General features: G+C 58.7%; 15 protein-coding genes. 11 read left to right on the top strand and 4 right to left on the bottom strand.

The window, feature by feature from the left end; all coding sequences use genetic code 11:
• Position 1 precedes the first annotated feature (1 nt).
• On the top strand, positions 2-844 hold the full coding sequence (ugpE, locus tag GGR20_RS16425) for a sn-glycerol-3-phosphate ABC transporter permease UgpE (RefSeq protein ID WP_183312459.1): 843 nt from the start codon (positions 2-4) through the stop codon (positions 842-844).
• 5 nt (positions 845-849) lie between these two features.
• Complete coding sequence (gene ugpC, locus GGR20_RS16420) at positions 850-1,893, top strand: sn-glycerol-3-phosphate ABC transporter ATP-binding protein UgpC (protein WP_183312458.1); 1,044 nt, start codon at positions 850-852, stop codon at positions 1,891-1,893.
• Positions 1,894-1,968: 75 nt separating this feature from the next.
• On the opposite strand, the gene GGR20_RS16415 is transcribed toward ugpC, so the two are convergent.
• Complete coding sequence (locus tag GGR20_RS16415; protein ID WP_183312457.1) at positions 1,969-2,322, bottom strand: hypothetical protein; 354 nt, start codon at positions 2,320-2,322, stop codon at positions 1,969-1,971.
• A gap of 116 nt (positions 2,323-2,438) precedes the next feature.
• Between GGR20_RS16415 and mgtE the strand changes: the two genes are divergently transcribed.
• The 3 genes from mgtE (at position 2,439) to GGR20_RS16400 (ending at position 5,338) form a co-directional block, all read left to right on the top strand.
• Positions 2,439-3,854 carry a magnesium transporter gene (gene mgtE, locus GGR20_RS16410; protein ID WP_183312456.1) on the top strand — a complete coding sequence of 472 codons (1,416 nt, stop codon included), beginning with the start codon at positions 2,439-2,441 and terminating at the stop codon, positions 3,852-3,854.
• A 384-nt stretch (positions 3,855-4,238) separates the two neighbouring features.
• Positions 4,239-4,916: a glutathione S-transferase family protein gene (locus GGR20_RS16405; RefSeq protein ID WP_183312455.1), complete on the top strand. Its 678-nt coding sequence runs from the start codon at positions 4,239-4,241 to the stop codon at positions 4,914-4,916.
• Positions 4,913-5,338: a DUF1489 family protein gene (locus GGR20_RS16400; RefSeq protein WP_210283229.1), complete on the top strand. Its 426-nt coding sequence runs from the start codon at positions 4,913-4,915 to the stop codon at positions 5,336-5,338. Before GGR20_RS16405 ends, GGR20_RS16400 begins: the two co-directional genes overlap by 4 nt.
• 134 nt (positions 5,339-5,472) lie before the next feature.
• Here GGR20_RS16400 and uvrA read toward each other — a convergent pair whose 3' ends face one another.
• Entirely contained in the window at positions 5,473-8,367 is a 2,895-nt protein-coding gene (uvrA, locus tag GGR20_RS16395) for an excinuclease ABC subunit UvrA (protein ID WP_183312454.1), read from the bottom strand.
• Positions 8,368-8,788: 421 nt separating this feature from the next.
• Here uvrA and ssb point away from each other — a divergent pair, with 421 nt between their 5' ends.
• The 5 genes from ssb to GGR20_RS16370 all read left to right on the top strand — a co-directional run bounded on the left by ssb (position 8,789) and on the right by GGR20_RS16370 (position 14,716).
• Entirely contained in the window at positions 8,789-9,298 is a 510-nt protein-coding gene (gene ssb / locus GGR20_RS16390) for a single-stranded DNA-binding protein (protein ID WP_183312453.1), read from the top strand.
• A gap of 115 nt (positions 9,299-9,413) precedes the next feature.
• Positions 9,414-10,688 carry a tyrosine-type recombinase/integrase gene (locus GGR20_RS16385; protein WP_183312452.1) on the top strand — a complete coding sequence of 425 codons (1,275 nt, stop codon included), beginning with the start codon at positions 9,414-9,416 and terminating at the stop codon, positions 10,686-10,688.
• Positions 10,675-12,192 carry a site-specific integrase gene (locus GGR20_RS16380; protein WP_183312451.1) on the top strand — a complete coding sequence of 506 codons (1,518 nt, stop codon included), beginning with the start codon at positions 10,675-10,677 and terminating at the stop codon, positions 12,190-12,192. Before GGR20_RS16385 ends, GGR20_RS16380 begins: the two co-directional genes overlap by 14 nt.
• Positions 12,189-14,282 (top strand): hypothetical protein, encoded by a 2,094-nt coding sequence (locus GGR20_RS16375; RefSeq protein WP_183312450.1) that lies wholly within the window; start codon positions 12,189-12,191, stop codon positions 14,280-14,282. Before GGR20_RS16380 ends, GGR20_RS16375 begins: the two co-directional genes overlap by 4 nt.
• Positions 14,283-14,284: 2 nt before the next feature.
• Entirely contained in the window at positions 14,285-14,716 is a 432-nt protein-coding gene (locus GGR20_RS16370) for a hypothetical protein (RefSeq protein ID WP_183312449.1), read from the top strand.
• A gap of 264 nt (positions 14,717-14,980) precedes the next feature.
• Here the strand turns inward: GGR20_RS16370 and GGR20_RS16365 are convergent, their stop codons facing one another.
• Positions 14,981-15,313: a hypothetical protein gene (locus GGR20_RS16365; protein WP_183312448.1), complete on the bottom strand. Its 333-nt coding sequence runs from the start codon at positions 15,311-15,313 to the stop codon at positions 14,981-14,983.
• A gap of 320 nt (positions 15,314-15,633) precedes the next feature.
• On the opposite strand from GGR20_RS16365, the gene GGR20_RS16360 reads away from it, so the two are divergent.
• Entirely contained in the window at positions 15,634-15,864 is a 231-nt protein-coding gene (locus tag GGR20_RS16360; protein WP_183312447.1) for a hypothetical protein, read from the top strand.
• Positions 15,865-16,267: 403 nt separating this feature from the next.
• Here the strand turns inward: GGR20_RS16360 and GGR20_RS16355 are convergent, their stop codons facing one another.
• Positions 16,268-17,185: a cation diffusion facilitator family transporter gene (locus GGR20_RS16355; protein WP_183312446.1), complete on the bottom strand. Its 918-nt coding sequence runs from the start codon at positions 17,183-17,185 to the stop codon at positions 16,268-16,270.
• Positions 17,186-17,876 lie beyond the last annotated feature (691 nt).

Genomic DNA, 17,876 nt, shown 5'->3' with positions numbered 1-17,876 from the left:
AATGGTCGAAAATCGTCCCTGGCTGGCTTTCCTCACCCATTTCGTGTTGATCTGCGGCGTCGTGATCGTGGTGTTCCCGGTCTATATCGCGCTCATTGCCTCGACCCACGGGCCGACTGTGCTCTCGTCCGGCATGATGCCGCTGCTGCCTGGTGCCGAGTTGTGGAACAATGTGGTGCAGGTACTGACCGAACAGCGTCGCGGCGTCGCGCCCTTCTGGCTGATGGCCTGGAACTCACTCTGGATGGCGATCATCATCACTGTGGGCAAGATCGCCATTTCCATCATCTCGGCCTATGCCATCGTCTATTTCCGGTTTCCCGGGCGGGTGCTGGCGTTCTGGCTGATTTTCATCACGCTGATGCTGCCCGTGGAAGTGCGTATCATCCCCACCTTCGCGGTGGTGGCGAACCTGGGGCTGCTCAACTCCTATGCGGGTCTCACCATTCCGTTGATCGCCTCGGCGACGGCAACGTTCCTGTTCCGCCAGTTTTTTATGACCATTCCCGATGAGATGATGGAAGCGGCGCGGGTGGACGGGGCCGGGCCCCTCAAATTCTTCCGCGATATCCTGTTGCCGCTCTCGCGGACCAATATCGCGGCGCTCTGCGTCATCCTCTTCATCTACGGGTGGATGCAGTATCTGTGGCCGCTTTTGGTGACCACCGATCCAAAATACTACACATTGATGATGGGCGTGAAACGCATGGCCGCCGTGGCCGATGCCGACCCGCAATGGAACACCATCATGGCGGCCGTGGTCATGGCCATGCTGCCGCCGGTCCTCATTGTCATCTTCATGCAGCGCCTGTTCGTCAAAGGCCTGGTCGAAACGGAGAAATAAGAAAAATGGCAAGTATCGATCTCAAGGGCGTTCGCAAGGTCTATCAAGGCAATGTCACGGCCATTCATGCGCTGGATCTTTCCATCGATGATGGCGAGCTGGTGGTGCTGGTCGGACCATCGGGCTGCGGCAAGTCCACCCTGCTGCGCATGATCGCCGGGCTGGAAACCATCACCGATGGCACGATCTCCATCGGCGAAGATGTGGTGAACAGGAAGGAGCCGGCTGAGCGCGACATCGCCATGGTGTTCCAGAATTATGCGCTCTATCCGCATATGAGCGTGCGACAAAACCTGGAATATGGCCTGAAGAACCGCGGCACGCCGCGCGACGAAATCGATCGCCGCGTCAATGAGGCAGCCCGGATCCTGGAAATCACGCCATTCCTCGACCGCAAGCCGCGCCAGCTTTCGGGCGGCCAGCGCCAGCGTGTGGCGATGGGCCGGGCCATTGTGCGCCAGCCCAAGGCCTTCCTGTTCGATGAACCGCTATCGAATCTCGATGCCAAGCTGCGCGGGCAGATGCGCATCGAAATCCGCCGCTTGCAGCGCTCGCTAAAGACCACCAGCGTTTACGTGACCCATGACCAGCTCGAAGCCATGACGCTGGCAGATCGCCTCGTGGTGATGAATGGCGGGCGGATTGAGCAGGTCGGCAAGCCGATCGAGCTCTATGACAGGCCTGCATCGTTGTTCGTAGCCGGCTTCATCGGCTCGCCCCCGATGAATCTGCTGCCCATTGCGGCGCTGCGAGCGGTTGCGGGCGGCACCATGCCCAATCTTTCAGAGGGAACCGATATTGTCGGCATCCGCCCCGATCAGGTGGTCGTTGGCGCGGGCGAGGGCATTGCGCTTTCCGGCATGGTCGAGCTGATCGAACCGGTGGGTGGTGAAAGCCATCTCTATGTCCGGGTCGAGGGGATCGAGCAGACGCTGATCCTGGTACAGCAGGGCCGCGCCAGCGTGGGTGAGGCCGATCGCGTTGACTTTGTGCTACCGATCGATGCGCTGCATGGCTTCAACAAGGAAAGCGGGCTGCGGGTGGACTAACCACGGGCGTCCAACTGCTGGAAACATTGCAAGCCGTCCCTGGTCGCACCCGGGGCGGCTTGGCTATGTGGTCGGCTAGTCGACATATTTGCGCAGATTGTCCGGCGCGACATATTCCCAGGCATCGTGCAGGCGCAGGGAGAGTTCCTCGTCGTCGATCCGGTCGAGATGAACCAGAACGACATTCTGCCCGATCTGCTGTTCGGTCTCGAAATAGACCTTTGGCGAGATGTCCATGAGCAGCACCTTCTGATGCTCGGGGCAGGCCAGCGCCAGCACGGCCTCGTCCTGCAACGCCGCAAGCGTCGAATCCGCGACCAGAAGGGCCGGGGAGGTGCCGCTTGATCGGGATGTGCCGGGCAGGCCGCGCTGTTCAACGAGTTGAACAACCCGGTCAAAGGCGCGTTCGAGGTCCTTGGCATCGGTCATTTGCGCGAGTTCTCCGCAATAGATGAAAAAGCCTCGTCCCCACTCTGGCGCATCACAGGGTGATTGGCTACAGCTTTACTTGCCCCTGAAACCCCCAGAAACACAAAGGGCTCCCGATGAGCGAAGAATTTGATCCGGCGCCCGGTTCCAACACCGGGAATGAAAACGATGTGTTCCGCGATGCGGACGGCCGGATCAGTGCACTCTGGCTCGAGCGGCTGCGCGCCTTTCTGGAGGCGGGTAGAAATGACGATGTCGCGTCGGTCATGGAGCCGCTGCACCACTCCGAAGTGGGCGATGTGCTCGAACAACTCGACGTAGCCGAGCGCCTGGCACTGGTGCATGCGCTGGACGAGAAATTCGACTTCTCGGCCCTGACCGAGGTGGATGAGAGCATTCGTCTTGAAATCATGGAAGCCTTGCCCAATGCGGCGATTGCCCGGGGCGTGGCCGAACTTGATAATGACGACGCGGTTTACCTCCTCGAAGACCTCGAAGACATCGATCGGGACGAAATTCTTTCAGCGTTGCCCGTCTTTGAGCGGCTGACGCTGAAGCGCAGCCTGGATTTCCCCGAAGATTCGGCCGGGCGTAGGATGCAAACCGATTTCATCGCCATTCCTCCGTTTTGGACGGTGGGGCAGGCGATCGATTATTTGCGCGCAGAGAAAGACCTGCCGGACGAGTTCTACCAACTTTATGTGGTCGACGCGTCCTATACGGTGCTGGGCACTTTGCCGTTGGACAAGTTCCTGCGCACACAACGTGTCACCAAGATCGACAGCATCATGAACACCAACTTCGTGTTGGTGAACGCAGAAGAAGATCAGGAAGAGGCGGCGCGCAGCTTTGAGCGCTACGATCTGGTCGAAGTCGGTGTTGTTGACGAAAGCGGTCGGCTGGTCGGTGTCCTCACCATCGACGACATTGTCGATGTGATCCAGGAGGAGGCGGAGGAAGACATCCGCCTCATGGCCGGCGTGGGCGACGAGGATGTGTCCGACACCACCCTAGATACCGTCAAGAGCCGGGTTCCCTGGTTGGTCGTCAATCTGTTCACAGCGGTGATGGTGTCCCTCGTCATTGGGCTGTTCAACGCCACGATCGAGCAGATGGTGGCCCTGGCCGTTTTGATGCCCATTGTTGCCTCAATGGGGGGCAATGCCGGGGCGCAGACCATGACGGTAACGGTGCGTGCCCTGGCGATGCGGGAGCTGGATGGTGGGCGCCTGAGGCGCCTGATCCGCCGCGAGATGGTGGTTGGTGTGGCCAACGGGGTGATTTTCGCGGTGTTAATCGGCATCGTGACGGCGTTCCGCTACGGCGATGTGCAGCTTGGAATCGTCATTGGCATGGCCATGGTGATCAACATGATCGTGGCCGGAACGTTCGGAATTCTTGTTCCACTGGCCCTCGACAAGCTCAAGGCTGACCCAGCGATCGCCTCGGCAGTGTTCGTCACCACGATCACCGACGTCATTGGCTTCTTTGCGTTTTTGGGAATCGCAGGGCTTTGGTTCGGCCTGTTTTGACACCGAAGTGTCATTTTCCACAGGGCCGCAGTGTTGCAGTTTGGCCGCTTGCTTCCCATCTAGGACACGGCTAACGATTCATTACCGACCCAACCCGGTCGGTGTGGACGACTGACAAGGAGCGATCTATGCGCAGTCAAACCAAGACCTCAGCCTGGCAGACGATGAGCTGGGCGCTGGTATGCCTCGTTTCTGTGGGGCTGGTTTTCTCCGTGGTTGCTAGCGTCTAGAAGAGACGTTGGAGTTATTCACTGGCAAAGAGTTTAGGGGAGGGCGCCCGGCCACTGGGCGCCCTTCTTCTTTGGGGCTGAACGTGGCTCCAACTGCTTGACGGCGGCGCTTGTGAACCGCAAAACCAAGTGCTCCTGTGCGTGAGGACATTCGATGAAGCTCTTGATCGGGAATCGCAATTACTCAACCTGGTCCCTGCGGCCCTGGCTGGTGTTGCGGCATTTCCAGATTCCGTTTGAAGACGAAGTGCTGCAATTGTCCGGGCCGGGCTGGCAGGAAAACCTGGCCGCGCGATCCCCGACGGCGAAAGTGCCGGTGTTGCTCGATGGGGAACTGGTGGTGCCCGAGACCATCGCCATCATTGAATATCTGGCCGACAGTTTTCCCGACAAGGCGATCTGGCCGAGCGACCGCGCCCAACGTGCGCTGGCCCGTGCGGCAGCGGCGGAAATGCATGCCGGGTTCTCAGCCCTGCGCAGCCATGCACCGATGAATTTGCGCGCCAGCCATCCCGGCAAAATTGACCTCGATGCCGTGCGCAAGGATCTTCATCGCGTGGAAACGCTGTGGGGTGACTTGCTGGCGCGCTCGGGTGGGCCTTATCTGTTCGGGGAATTCTCCGCGGCGGACGCCATGTTTGCGCCACTGGCGACGCGATTGCGCACCTATGAATTGCCGGTGTCCGACGTGGCGCAATGCTACGTCGAGGCGATCTATGCGTTGCCGGCGTTCCAGGACTGGCGGGCGTTGGCGCTGCAGGAGCCCTGGATCGTGGATGATGACGAAATCGACGTGATTCAGGGCCGCGTGGCCCCGGGGACGCTGGCATGATCCATATGGTCAAGCTCTGCGTTGGCGTGTCCACCGTGGAAGAATTAGAGAGCTACCGGGACCAGCGCGCCCATTGGTGGGGCGCGGACTACGGCGAGGATGTGCATGTCCATCGCACCCGCATGATGCCCAAGCGGGGCGCCGAAATGGAAGGGCAGGGCTCGATCTATTGGGTTATGTCTGGCTCGATCTGCTGCCGGCAGCCTATTTTGCGGCTGGCGCCCTATACCGATGCCGAGGGCAAGGATTATTGCGACATCATCATGTCGCCGGACATTGTCCGGACTGTACCTTATCCCAAGCGCCCATTTCAGGGCTGGCGCTATCTGCGCGTCGAGGACGCGCCGCCGGACCTGGAGGCGGGGGCGAATGAGAATTCAGCCGAGATTGCCGCAGAACTTGCGCGGATGGGGCTAATCTAATTGCGACGCGGACGCTGATCCACGCTTCTCCCCTTGAGGGAGAAGGTGCCCGACGGGCGGATGGGCCGGAACCCCTCACCCGTCGGGCCCTTGGCAGATCCACCCTCTCCCACAAGGGGAGAGGGGTAGGTGCCTTACTCCGCAGCTCGGGTCGCGACGTTCGGGCGGCGGTCCATGATTTCCTTGAGATAGATGCCGGTATGCGAGCGTGGGTTTTCCGCTACGGCTTCTGGCGTGCCAATGGCAACGATTTCGCCGCCACCATCGCCGCCTTCCGGGCCAAGATCGATGATCCAGTCGGCGGTCTTGATGACTTCGAGATTGTGCTCGATGACCACGACCGTATTGCCGCCCTCGACCAGTTCATGCAGCACTTCGAGCAGCTTTGCGACGTCGTGGAAGTGCAGGCCCGTGGTCGGCTCATCCAGCATGTAGAGGGTGCGGCCGGTGGCGCGCTTGGAGAGTTCCTTGGATAGCTTGACGCGCTGGGCCTCGCCGCCGGACAGGGTGGTGGCGGGCTGGCCGATCTTGACGTAGCCCAGGCCCACACGCTGCAGGGTGGCGAACTTGTCGCGGATGGTCGGGACCGCGGAGAAGAACTCGACGCCCTCGTCAATGGTCATGTCGAGAATGTCGGAAATCGACTTGCCCTTGAACTGAACCTCAAGCGTCTCGCGATTGTAGCGCTTGCCCTTGCAGACATCGCAGGTGACATAGACGTCGGGCAGGAAGTGCATCTCAATCTTGAGGACGCCATCGCCCTGACATTTCTCACAGCGGCCGCCCTTTACGTTGAAGCTGAAGCGGCCCGGGCCGTAACCTCGCGTCTTGGCTTCGGGCAGACCGGCAAACCACTCGCGCAAAGGCGTGAAGGCGCCAGTATAAGTGGCCGGATTGGAGCGTGGCGTGCGGCCGATGGGCGACTGATCGATATCGATGACCTTGTCGAGGAATTCGAGACCAGTCAGGCTCTCATGCGGGGCGGGTACGACGCGGGCGCCGTTCAGCCGCCGGGCGATGGCCTGATACATGGTGTCGATCATCAGGGTGGACTTGCCGCCGCCCGAGACGCCGGTAATGGCCACGAACATGCCGAGCGGCACATCGACCGAGACATTCTTGAGGTTATTGCCGGTGGCGCCCTTGATAGACAGCGCCTTGCCCTTGCGACCTTCGCGGCGCTCGGCGGGCAAGGGGATGCCCATGCGGCCCGAGAGATATTTACCGGTCAGCGAGTCAGGATGGTTGAGAATGTCCTGCGGGCTACCTTCGGCGACAATATTGCCGCCGTGGACGCCGGCGCCCGGGCCGATATCGAGCACATAGTCCGCCGTCAGAATGGCGTCCTCGTCATGCTCAACAACGATGACGGTATTGCCCAGGTCGCGCAGGCGCTGCAGGGTTTCGAGCAGGCGTGAATTGTCGCGCTGGTGCAGGCCGATCGAAGGCTCGTCCAGCACATAAAGCACGCCGGTAAGGCCCGACCCGATCTGCGACGCAAGCCGGATGCGCTGACTTTCGCCGCCCGACAAGGTGCCGGAGTTGCGCGACATGGAGAGATATTCCAGGCCCACATCGTTGAGAAACTTCAGGCGCTCGCGGATCTCCTTGAGGATGCGTTCGCCGATCTGGCTTTGCGTGGGCGTGAGCTTGTCGGAGAGGGCGATGAACCACTGGCTGGCATTGCGGATCGACATTTCGCTGACCTTGCCGACATGCAGGCCATCGATCTTGACCGCCAGGGCCTCGGGCTTGAGCCGATAGCCGCCACAGGCCACGCAGGGCTTGGCGGACATGTATTTCTCGATCTCCTCGCGCATTCCAGCGCTTTCGGTCTCCCGATAGCGGCGCTCGAGATTGCCGATCACGCCCTCAAAGGGCTTGGTCGTCTTGTACTGCCGCAGGCCATCGTCGTAGACAAAATTGATCGCGGTTCTGTCCGTGCCGTAAAGCACGGCGTGCTGCACGTCGAAAGGCAGTTCGTTCCAGGCGGTGCCGGTCGAGGCGCCAAAATGCTTCACTACGGCCTGAAGCGTTTGCTGGTAATAGGGCGCGCTGGTCTTGGACCATGGCAGGATGGCGCCGTCGCGCAGCGACAGCGTCGCATCCGGGACGATCTGGTCGGGATCGATCTTCTGTTCAGTGCCCAGGCCATCGCAGACCGGACAGGCGCCGAACGGGTTGTTGAACGAGAACAGGCGCGGCTCGATCTCGGCGATGGTGAAGCCGGAGACCGGGCAAGCGAACTTTTCCGAGAAGGTGATGCGGCGCGGCTCGCCATTATCATCCTTCTCGTCGGCAAATTCGACCAGGGCGATGCCATCGGCCAGCTTCAGCGCCGTCTCGAAGCTCTCTGCCAGGCGCCCCATGATGTCTTTTGAAACAACAAGACGATCGACGACGACTTCAATGTCGTGTTTGAACTTCTTGTCGAGCGCCGGGGCGTCCTCGATCTCGTGATAGTCGCCGTCGATCTTGACGCGCTGAAACCCCTTGCGCATCAGGTCGGCCAGTTCCTTCTTGAACTCGCCCTTGCGGCCGCGCGCGATTGGGGCCAGCAGATAAAGGCGGGTGCCTTCGGGCAGTTCCAGAGTCCGGTCCACCATCTGGGAGACGGTCTGGCTCTCGATGGGGAGGCCAGTGGCGGGAGAATAGGGGACGCCGACACGCGCATAGAGCAAGCGCAGATAGTCGTAAATCTCGGTGACTGTGCCGACCGTTGAGCGCGGATTACGGCTGGTTGTCTTCTGTTCGATGGAGATGGCTGGCGAAAGACCTTCAATGTGCTCAACATCGGGCTTCTGCATCATTTCCAGGAACTGGCGCGCATAGGCTGAGAGGCTTTCCACATAGCGACGCTGACCCTCGGCATAGATAGTGTCGAAGGCCAAAGACGATTTGCCCGAGCCGCTGAGCCCGGTCATGACGATCAGGCTGTCGCGCGGCAGCTTGACGTCGATGCCCTTGAGATTGTGCTCGCGGGCGCCGCGCACGACGATTTCGCGGTTGAGGCTGGGCTTTTCGGTCATATCGGGTCCATAGCAAGTCGCGCCGGCGGCGGGGGGAGGCGGCGAAGGCCAAGAAATAGGCGTTCGGGATGCTGCCCGCAAGTCAACTCAGCTGCTCAAGATTTTGTGAACGTAACCAGAACACGTGGGATTCGGTCAAGCGTGGGATAATGCAGCCTGCTGACATATGGTGTCAGCAGGGGGAAAGGACTTGACTTCTGTTCGCTGAAATAGAACATAGAGTGAACAGAGGGGCGGAGGCAGCCGTTGCAGCCTGTCTTACCGTTCTGTGCAGAACCGTATTTGTCAGGTGAACGGCGCGCAGAAAGGTCTATGGTGCGGCGAAACGGGTTGAAGGCCGCGCGCCGGGCGGCGGCTTGGCCCTTGAGAGAAAGCGTCCCGTAACCGGGCAGACCGGGACTGAATTGGAAGGATATGCGCCATGGCTGGCAGCGTGAACAAGGTCATTCTAGTGGGCAATCTGGGCAACGACCCGGACGTGCGGAACCTGCCGAGCGGCGGCAAAGTGGTCAATCTGAGCGTCGCGACTTCCGAGCGCTGGCGCGACCGCAATAGTGGCGAGCAGCGCGAAAAGACCGAGTGGCACCGCGTGGTGATCTTTTCGGAAGGCCTGGCGCGCGTTGCCGAGCAATATCTGAAGAAGGGCTCCAAGGTTTATCTTGAAGGCCAACTGCAGACGCGCAAGTGGCAGGACCAGTCCGGTCAGGACAAATATTCCACCGAGGTTGTGCTGCAGAACTTCAATTCGTCCATGGTGCTGCTGGACGGCCGGGGCGAAGGCTCGGGTGACAGTGGTGGCTACGGTGGAGGCGATGGCGGTTTCCGCGGCGTGCGCGACAATTCCGGTGGCGGTGGTGGCGGCGGACGTCGCCCGGCAGCAAATGCACCGGCCTTCGAGCCCGGCGGCATGGATGACGACATCCCGTTCTAGTGTGGAACAAGGCTATTCTGTAAACTGGTAAACTCGAAACCCCGGGATTAACTGGGGCTTGAGGTTTGAGTAACGCTCCATCCGCTACGGTCTTTGCTAGGCCCGGATGGAGCGTTTGTTTTTGTCAACTAAGAACCCAAACCCGTTCGCTGTTGTTTCGGTGCGCTTTCTAAAAGGGGAGCGCTTTCCTTTCCTCGTTCGAAAGGAAACCGGACTGCCGCTCGAAGGTCCAACCTTCTGGTCGCTCGCGCTGCGGCGCGCTCAGAACCTGCAATCGAGCACAATCGAGAATGACCTTCGCTCACTGATGTTCCTCTTCCTTTGGGCCGAGCTCCGTGGGGTTAGTGTCGAAGGTCGGTTAGCAGAGGGGACCTTTTTCTCGCTCACTGAGATTATCGACATATCCAATGTCATTGGGAGATATCGCCAGGGCGTTCTGGCCGAGTTGGCGACCAATGTCGTCAAGCTCCCCTCCGACCAGGCGCTTGGCGTTGACGTTGATGAACGCCGGAATCGCCTGTCCGCTGCATATTCGTTTATTGAGTTCACAAGTGCCGATATCCAGTCGCAACTTTCTCCATGGCCGCAGCGAGCTAAAAGGTATGCGTCCGCTCGAAACGATTGCCTGGGTCTGTTACGTGGTTACGTGACCTCGGTCGGTTCGCGCCGTAAGAATGGAGCAGGCGAACGTGAGGGTATGGAACGTGCGGCGGTCGTCCAACTGCGTCGAGTGATCGAGCCTCAACATCCAGATAACCCTTTCCGTGCAGACGTGCGCTTCCGAAACTACGTCATAGTGCGCCTGCTGCTCGATCTCGGAATTCGTCGTGGGGAGTTGCTGGGAATTAGAGTCGATGACCTCGAGTTGGGGTCTAACGGAACCGTTATGGTTCATCGCCGGCCTGACGATCCTCTGGATCCACGGACGCGCAAGCCGAACACCAAGACAGAGTCTCGTCTCCTTGCGCTTAACGGTCGTCTGGTAGAGCTGGTCCACGAGTATGTCTTACGTCACCGCTCCGCATTGCCAGCTGCCAGGAGGCACCCGTTCCTCATTGTGAACTCAGTTGACGGTGCGCCACTGTCTCTTTCGGCTGTTAACAAGATCTTTGAGGCGCTTCGGGAGCGCATCCCTGATCTCCCTGACGACCTGTCGCCTCATGTCCTTCGGCATACTTGGAACGATGCCTTCTCTGAACATGCGGATCTCAACAGGATACCTGCCGAGCACGAGGTGAAGTGGCGCGCTCGCTTAATGGGGTGGCGGAACGAGAACTCGGCGCAGCATTATCTGAAAAGAACCGTACGCAGACGCTCGAATGAAGAGCTGCGGGTAATGCAGGATGGTTTTGACATAAAGGGCGGGGACCAGAAGAATGACTACTCTTAACAACCCTATCGCCGGCCGGGCGCTCCCAGCTCTTCCTCCTTCTGTGCTTACATCTGAGGGCGTTCTTGTAGATGTCAGCGGAGACAGATGGATTATTCCATCACTCGCATATGGCATTCGAGAGTTTGACTTCAGCGTCCTTGAGAATTTGAGTGCCGAACTGGTGGCTCTCCTTAAGGGCGGCCTTCTGCATCATCTGCAGTTCAAGTCATTCAGTCATTTCCAAAATCTATACTCAAATTTTATCTGGTTCTACCGCGCGACCTTGGGAACACGGAGCGATCCAATCGCTCAGATCGAGATCGAGCACGTTTTGGCCTACCGCGGCAAGCTGAACCGAACGACGGAGTGGAAGCTGTCAGTCGTGCGGGTGCTGCTAACAGGCTTAGCAGAGCTTGGCTTTGGGATAGCCTCCGAAGAGGCGACGAACTACCTCCGCGACTCGACCTTGCGCGGGAACATAAAAGGCACTTCAGTCCGGACCAGGGATCCCAACACCGGAGCTTTCACCGATGTTGAGCTGCTCAATATTCAGTCGTCATTAAATGACGCCTATGCCGCTGGTGAGATCAAGCTTTCTGATTTCGCTACTGGCTGGATGTTGTTGTCATATGGACTGCGAACAATCCAGATTGCAGCTCTCAAAGAGTGTGACCTAGTCACCGAAAACATAGATGGCGTCAAACGCTATGAACTGAGAATTCCTCGTGCCAAACAGAGGGATACTGCATATAGAGGAGCATTTAAGTCCCGATACTGCAGCAAGCAGCTCGGGCAGCTTCTAGAAGCGGTAATCGCTGAGAATAAGGTGAAATTTGCGGATCCAGGGATGGATAGCACTGATCGGCCAATGTTCTGGGATGAAGGCCCAGGACATCTGCCCGGCCTTCAGCATCATATGTCCTCACGCGCTATCGCAAAACGGATACAGCAGGTCATCGAGGGGTTAAGTGGCCTAAAGGCCAACACAAGGCGCTTCCGCATCACCCTTGGGCAGCGGTCTGCGGACAACGGCGTCGATAAGCACACGCTCGCCGAGTTGCTTGACCATAGCGACACCCAGAACGTCCACGTGTACTACGAGGCTAGCCCAGAAATGGCACTTCGTTTGGACAAACACCTGGCAATGGACATGGCTCCGCTGGCTCAGGCTTTTGCTGGGGTAGTTGTCACTACGGAGGGGGGCGGTGCCACGGGTGCCGGCAACGCGAGTAAGATCTATGATCGCTCGCTCGCCAACAATGTGGACGTTTCGCTCGGCGACTGCGGACAGATGAGCTTTTGCGGGCTTACCTTGCCGTTCGCTTGCTACACATGCAGGCACTTCAAACCCTGGATCGATGGGCCACACGAGGCTTTTCTGGAGGCTTTGGTGGTAGACAGAGAGCGGATGATTGCTGAAGCGACCGATCCCAAAATCTATACCATCCGCGATCGAACTATTCTCGCGGTTGCGCAGGTGATCCAGCTTTGCGAAGGCATGCGCGAGGAGAAAGGGGCATGAGTGGTCAGGTCCGCGAATTTGCCTCCCCTCAAGTCGTTCTAGCGTCCATCAAGGTTCATGACTTCATTGAACTGGTGCGCACCCAGATCAATGTCCTTATCGACCACGATCAGTGGGACCATAACGTCTGGCAGGTAGGCCATGCCTTTGTTACTAAGAGCCGAAACATCGATAGGCGGGTGCTCGCATTCTACAATCGGCAGGCGACTGTCACACGGTGGCACCAAGTTGTCGGTGAACCCCTACATCCTTCGTTCATCCACTTCGCCAAGGCTTATATTCGGTGGATGCAAAGTGCAAAACCGTTTGGGTTTCAACCAATCCGGCTGCGTTTGGAAGCGCTCCAGCTTATCGAAAGCTCTTTTAGGGACTTGGGTGTCGAACCGGCCATCGAGAACTTGAATGTCGCCGTGTTGAATCGAGCCGTTGAAATGGCGCGCGAAGGTGTGGGGAGCCACCGGCATTATCAGTTCGCCCAAAACCTTGCGCGGACTCACAATTTCTGCCTCGAGCGCGGATTTCTGCGCAATCCCTTTCCTTGGAAGCCCGCTGTACGATCACCGACGGACAAGACGCTGGAACTCGGAGTAGTTGCGAAGGAATGGCGGGCGAACCGGCTTCCCAGCCCTGAGGCTTTCCACGCCCTAGCGCACGTTTTTCGCAACGGCGTCGAGTTCCAAGACCGACTGTTCAGCGCCGTGACCGCAATTCTGATGTCGGTGCCGCTCCGCGCTCACGAGGCCCTCCAGCTTCGTCTTGATTGCGAGGTCCGTTCAGAGGCCAAGGCGCCGGAAACCTGCGAGATGATTCAAACATATGGTCTTCGCGTGTGGCCGGGTAAGAATGAACCGCCTCAGGTCAAGTGGGTGCCGACCCACATGATCACGGTTGTTGAGGAGGCTGTGCGCCGACTTGTCGAGATGTGCACGCCAGCTAGGGAGGTGGCAGCTTGGTATGAGAAGAACCCCAATGAACTGTGGCTTCCCAATGAGCTTCTACACTGCCGCCGGTCTGGATACGTACCCCTTCACGATGTTGGAAGTGTACTTGGGATGACCCCTCGCGCCACTGCCAATTGGCTTAGAGAGCATCGACTAAGTTCTGACCGCTCAGGAGGCGTACGCTTGAAAGATCTTACCGATGCCGTACTGCCTATGTTGCCCCGAGACTTCCCGGTGTTCAATGGCGATCAAACGCAGCATTATTCTGAAACGATGATCGTGTTGTTCCGGAACCAGCTCAGTTCAAGGGGAACCAATCCGAGCGTCGTTATGCAAGCTACCCTCGATGCGTTTATCGCTTGGCTGGGTAGTAGCGATGTTAAGCGCCGTGTCTTTACACGTTGGGGCTTTACCGAGAAAGATGGCTCACCCATACGCCTAGGAACGCACGCTTTTCGCCATTGGCTTAACACTGTCGCCCAGCTCAGGGGGATGAGTGAGATCGACATCGCCAAATGGAGCGGTCGCAATATCGCGCAAAACAAGGCCTATAACCATGTCACGCCGGAGGAAACACTGTCCCAAATAAGGGAGGCAATGCTCAACGGCCGGGTCGTGGGGCCGATGTTCGAGGCTGCCCAAGTACAGGGCATAAACACACCCGTAGATCGCCGAGAATTCCTGGACGCTCAGATTGGCTCGGCGCTGATCACCGACTTCGGAATCTGTGTCCACGACTATTCTTTGCTGCCTTGCCAAAGTCACGGGGACTGCCTCGGCTGCAGCGAGAACGTGTTTGTGAAGGGCGATGCCGACCACAGGGCAAAGGTGGAGAAGCGGCTCCAGTTGTCGGAAAACCAACTCGACCAGGCACTGCGCGCTGTTGGTGAACAAGACTATGGCGCCGACAGATGGGTTGCGGCGCACACCCGGGGAATAACGCGTCAGAAGATGATGCTCGCCGCACATGACGACCAGTCCATGCCCGACGGAACGATCGTCAATCTTCCAGACGGTGCGCTGGATAACGAAGTCGCCATGGCGCTTCGGGATCGAGAGGCCCTCGGGATCACGCATGGCAGCGGCTCGGAAACGGAGCTTGATGACCTCAACGAACAGGATGCTCTGACCTCGATGTGGGAGGATTAGGCGTGTCGAACACCCGCCTCTCAAATGAAGACGTCGACCGCATTGTCGGGTTGCTGTCGAGCTGGACCGGAAAGCTGACGTGGACACACCTAGTGGACCGGGTGGAAGGCGTCCTCGGGACGCGTTACACGCGGCAGGGTCTCGACAAACATTTCTCGATCACCACTGCCTTCAAGAAAGCCAAAGAGCGTAATCGCAAGCGGAAACCTTTGAAGCTTAAGCCGGATGATGAGGGACTCCCCCCAGATCTAGCAATGGCCCTGAGAACAAATGAGGCAATTAGGGTAGAGATCGAGGTTCTCAAAGCAGAGCGGAACCGCCTTTTGGAAAAGTTCGCCGTGTGGCTCTACAACGCCCGCAGCCGAGGCCTTTCGGAGCAGGACCTCAATCGATCTCTACCGCGCATTGATCGTCAAGGAAGCGAAGAAAAGTGACGTTCAACACTGCCGTGATCGTTAGCCAGAGTAACTTCGCCCTCCTGGTATGTATTCTGACCAGCTCCTGGCGGCAGGTCCGACCTTCCTGAGTCGAAGTGGAAGCCCTAGAAGTCCAGTTCGCGCGCCATCCCGTTCTGGGCAGGAGGGGGGACTATGGGCGCCGCGGCTCGAATATGGATCGGCTGCAATGGGGTGGGAAGGGGACTGGCTGGTTTTCCGAAGCTCCGGCAAAGAAGCGGACATTGGATTTGTTGCCATGCGTCAGTTGTTGATCGCCTGACAATCTTCAATCATTGGCCAAATGTTGCTGTGAAAGACGTCGCGGGTGGTTGCTCCGTAGGTGATCGACGCCAACGAGACAGACTGGAACGCCTGAAATTGTGAAAGGCTGATCGACCATTCGATGCGTCCATCCTGGCTTCTGGCCGTGACAACGCTGCCGGCCTCGATATCCTCCAGTTCAACGTGCCACCCGTTAGTGTGCGTTCTGTCCATTATACATTCAGCAACTGGACCAGGCTGACCTGCCAGCACTATTCCGTCGCTGCTCACAGCCGAAGTTGCGGCAAGGAAAGTGAAGAAGAACGAGATCAAGCCATTGTCCTCATTTGACGGACCGATAATGGCAGCTATTTTGTGTTTCTGCCAACGCCTTGAATGACCACAATGGGGTCGGCTGCTGACCGACTGGTTCGGGTCTCCCACCTTACGCCGCATTAGCGCCCGCGACGGAGTGGATAACCGTCCGTCAGGTTTGGAGAAGGGCAGCGGCAATAGCAGTTGTTCCACGGCGTCGGCCCGGCGTTGATACCGAGAGTTCTGTCCTTCATGCTAGGGGTGTTGGACGGGCTGGTGCCGCGAAGTATCTGGTAGCCTCAAGTGTCGGGCCTGAAGCAAAACTGGAAAGTACTCAAGTGACCGAGAACCTAAAGAAGCTTGGCGACAAGCAGGTCGAGCTTTACAAGCCGCTGGTTATGGAGCGGGTAGCAGATCGCTTCGCTGACCCCCAAGGGGCCGAGGAATGGTTCGCGACTGGTCGGGTGCCTGGATATGGCGACAAGACCCCTGAGCAGTTGGTTCGCGCCGGTCACGCTGATTGGGTGATTGAAGCGGTCGATGCGGCAAACGCCGGCGTTTATAGCTAATGGCGCGCCTCGAGGGCTACCTCTACCGGCAAGTGAACTGCGCCAACGGGGAGCAGCCGCTTTCCGGCAAGGGGGCGGAGATAACTGGCGGCCACTTGCACCCTAAGGGTGCTCCAGATCGGCACGATAGCCAGATTCAATGGAGGTCACATCGGCGCCCCACTTTAGGCGCTGGCTTGGAGGATTGTGGGGCGGGGGCTTCCAAAAACCCGCCGGACAGATGCGCGCCCCACAACGGTCATTGCGCCACCTTTTCCGTTTCCCACTAGCTGCCGTTCCTGCCGCGGCCAGCTTTGTCGTTTTCGGGTGGAAGCGGCCAGTCAGCTTGCGGCAGCCCACCACGGCCATAAGCTGACGTCGCTGCAGCGGTGATCGAAGCTGTCAGGACCGGGTGCGGCTATATTCACGTATTGTGGCCGAAGAGGCTGGCGTCCTTGTGTATTTTTCCGGCCTCCTCGAACTCCAGTGTGGAATGGCCGATACCAAAACCGCGTTTCAGCCGGCGCTTGATCTCCTGTTTCACCTCGTCAATGCGGCCCCAGCCATCTTCGTTGAGCACCACATGACAATCCAGGGCGGCCTCGTGCTCCTGCATCTGCCAGAGATGCACGTGGTGGATGTCATTGACGCCCTGCACGCAGCGGATCGCTTCAACGACAGCATTACCATCCAAGTCGGGTGGGCTGCCGAGCATCAGGGTTCGAATGGGACTGCTGATCTCAGAAAATGCCAGGTACAGGATGTAGAGCGCGATGCCGATGGTGATAGCGGGATCGACCCATCGCATGTCATAGAGGAGGATCAGGACACCGCCCACGATAACGGCCACCGAGGCGAGCGCATCGGAAAGATTGTGCAGGAACAACGCCCGAATGTTTACGCTGCCCTTCTGCATCGAGTAGGTGAGAACCGCAGTGAGGGTGTCCACTACCAATGCCACGCAGCCTAGTATAACCACCGTCCAGCCTTCGACTTCGGTCGGGTCGATCATCCGCATCCCACCCTCATAGATCAGGTAGAAGCCGACGAGGATCAGGGTTGTGTAGTTGACGAGGGCGGCCACGATCTCGATCCGCCCATAGCCAAAGGTCATGCGTTCATCCGCAGGCCGACGGGCGATTTTGCGGGCGGCGAACGCTATGACGAGCGAAGCCATGTCCGAGAAGTTGTGGAGAGCGTCCGCGACAAGGGCCAGGCTGCCTGAGAGGATGCCGCCGACAATCTGGGCCACTGTGAGCAAGGCATTGGCCCAGATCGCGATTGAAACCCGGCGGTCTCCCGATTTGGGATCCAAATGGGCGTGGCTGTGATCGTGCGGCACAGGCTATCTCCTTATCGCGATAACGAGTAAAGCTGGGTGCTGCTTCGCTCTTCGGCCAAAGCCTACAACCTCTAGCCACTAGAGATGCAAGAGCTAGATTGGGAGGAGCTTCACGCCGAGTGAGTGCCCGATGTGACCGAAAGCTGTTCGCCTGGTTGTCTCGCCGTGCGCTCAACTGTCAGCTTTCGAGAGATTCTGTTAAGCCGACGAATGGCCGCATGGGGGTCGGCACCTGCCGATCGACAACGCGCCCCTTTCCGGTCTTTAAACAGCAGGGACGATGTCCCGCTGGCCGCCGGTCCGGTTTGGCTCTGACTCTCGCTTGGAGGTCGAACTGCACGACAGCAAGTTAATAGGTCCGCCAGATGCCCGGTGTGCCCAGTTCGATCAGATGGCCATCTGAGTCTCGGAAATAGAGGCTCTTGCCGCCTCGATCCCAAGCCATTCGTGCCTCGACCGGGATGTTGAGGGTCGCAAGATGGGACTCCCAATCGTCTAGCTGTTCGGCGTCGATGGCGAAGCAGAAGTGGCTCGGGCCAGCTCCGTCATGGGGAGGGGTCGTAACCTGTCGCTAATGCGGCGATGTTAGGTCCGGCCGAGGAGGGGCACCATGTTCAATGCGCTCAAGACTGAACTCAGCGAAGTTTTGCACCTGAGCAAGGATGCGCTGCACATTCATCTGGGACTGGCG

It is taken from the genome of Devosia subaequoris, from assembly GCF_014197055.1.
In the GTDB taxonomy this organism is placed as follows: domain Bacteria; phylum Pseudomonadota; class Alphaproteobacteria; order Rhizobiales; family Devosiaceae; genus Devosia; species Devosia subaequoris.
This window is presented reverse-complemented; position numbering and strand designations above follow the sequence as displayed.

What these genes read in the sequence shown, in the direction of transcription:
- ugpE (WP_183312459.1), top strand. Translation starts at nt 2, where the DNA reads ATGGTCGAAAATCGTCCCTGGCTGGCTTTCCTCACCCATTTCGTGTTG.
- ugpC (WP_183312458.1), top strand. Translation starts at nt 850, where the DNA reads ATGGCAAGTATCGATCTCAAGGGCGTTCGCAAGGTCTATCAAGGCAAT.
- GGR20_RS16415 (WP_183312457.1), bottom strand. Translation starts at nt 2,322, where the DNA reads ATGACCGATGCCAAGGACCTCGAACGCGCCTTTGACCGGGTTGTTCAA.
- mgtE (WP_183312456.1), top strand. Translation starts at nt 2,439, where the DNA reads ATGAGCGAAGAATTTGATCCGGCGCCCGGTTCCAACACCGGGAATGAA.
- GGR20_RS16405 (WP_183312455.1), top strand. Translation starts at nt 4,239, where the DNA reads ATGAAGCTCTTGATCGGGAATCGCAATTACTCAACCTGGTCCCTGCGG.
- GGR20_RS16400 (WP_210283229.1), top strand. Translation starts at nt 4,913, where the DNA reads ATGATCCATATGGTCAAGCTCTGCGTTGGCGTGTCCACCGTGGAAGAA.
- uvrA (WP_183312454.1), bottom strand. Translation starts at nt 8,367, where the DNA reads ATGACCGAAAAGCCCAGCCTCAACCGCGAAATCGTCGTGCGCGGCGCC.
- ssb (WP_183312453.1), top strand. Translation starts at nt 8,789, where the DNA reads ATGGCTGGCAGCGTGAACAAGGTCATTCTAGTGGGCAATCTGGGCAAC.
- GGR20_RS16380 (WP_183312451.1), top strand. Translation starts at nt 10,675, where the DNA reads ATGACTACTCTTAACAACCCTATCGCCGGCCGGGCGCTCCCAGCTCTT.
- GGR20_RS16375 (WP_183312450.1), top strand. Translation starts at nt 12,189, where the DNA reads ATGAGTGGTCAGGTCCGCGAATTTGCCTCCCCTCAAGTCGTTCTAGCG.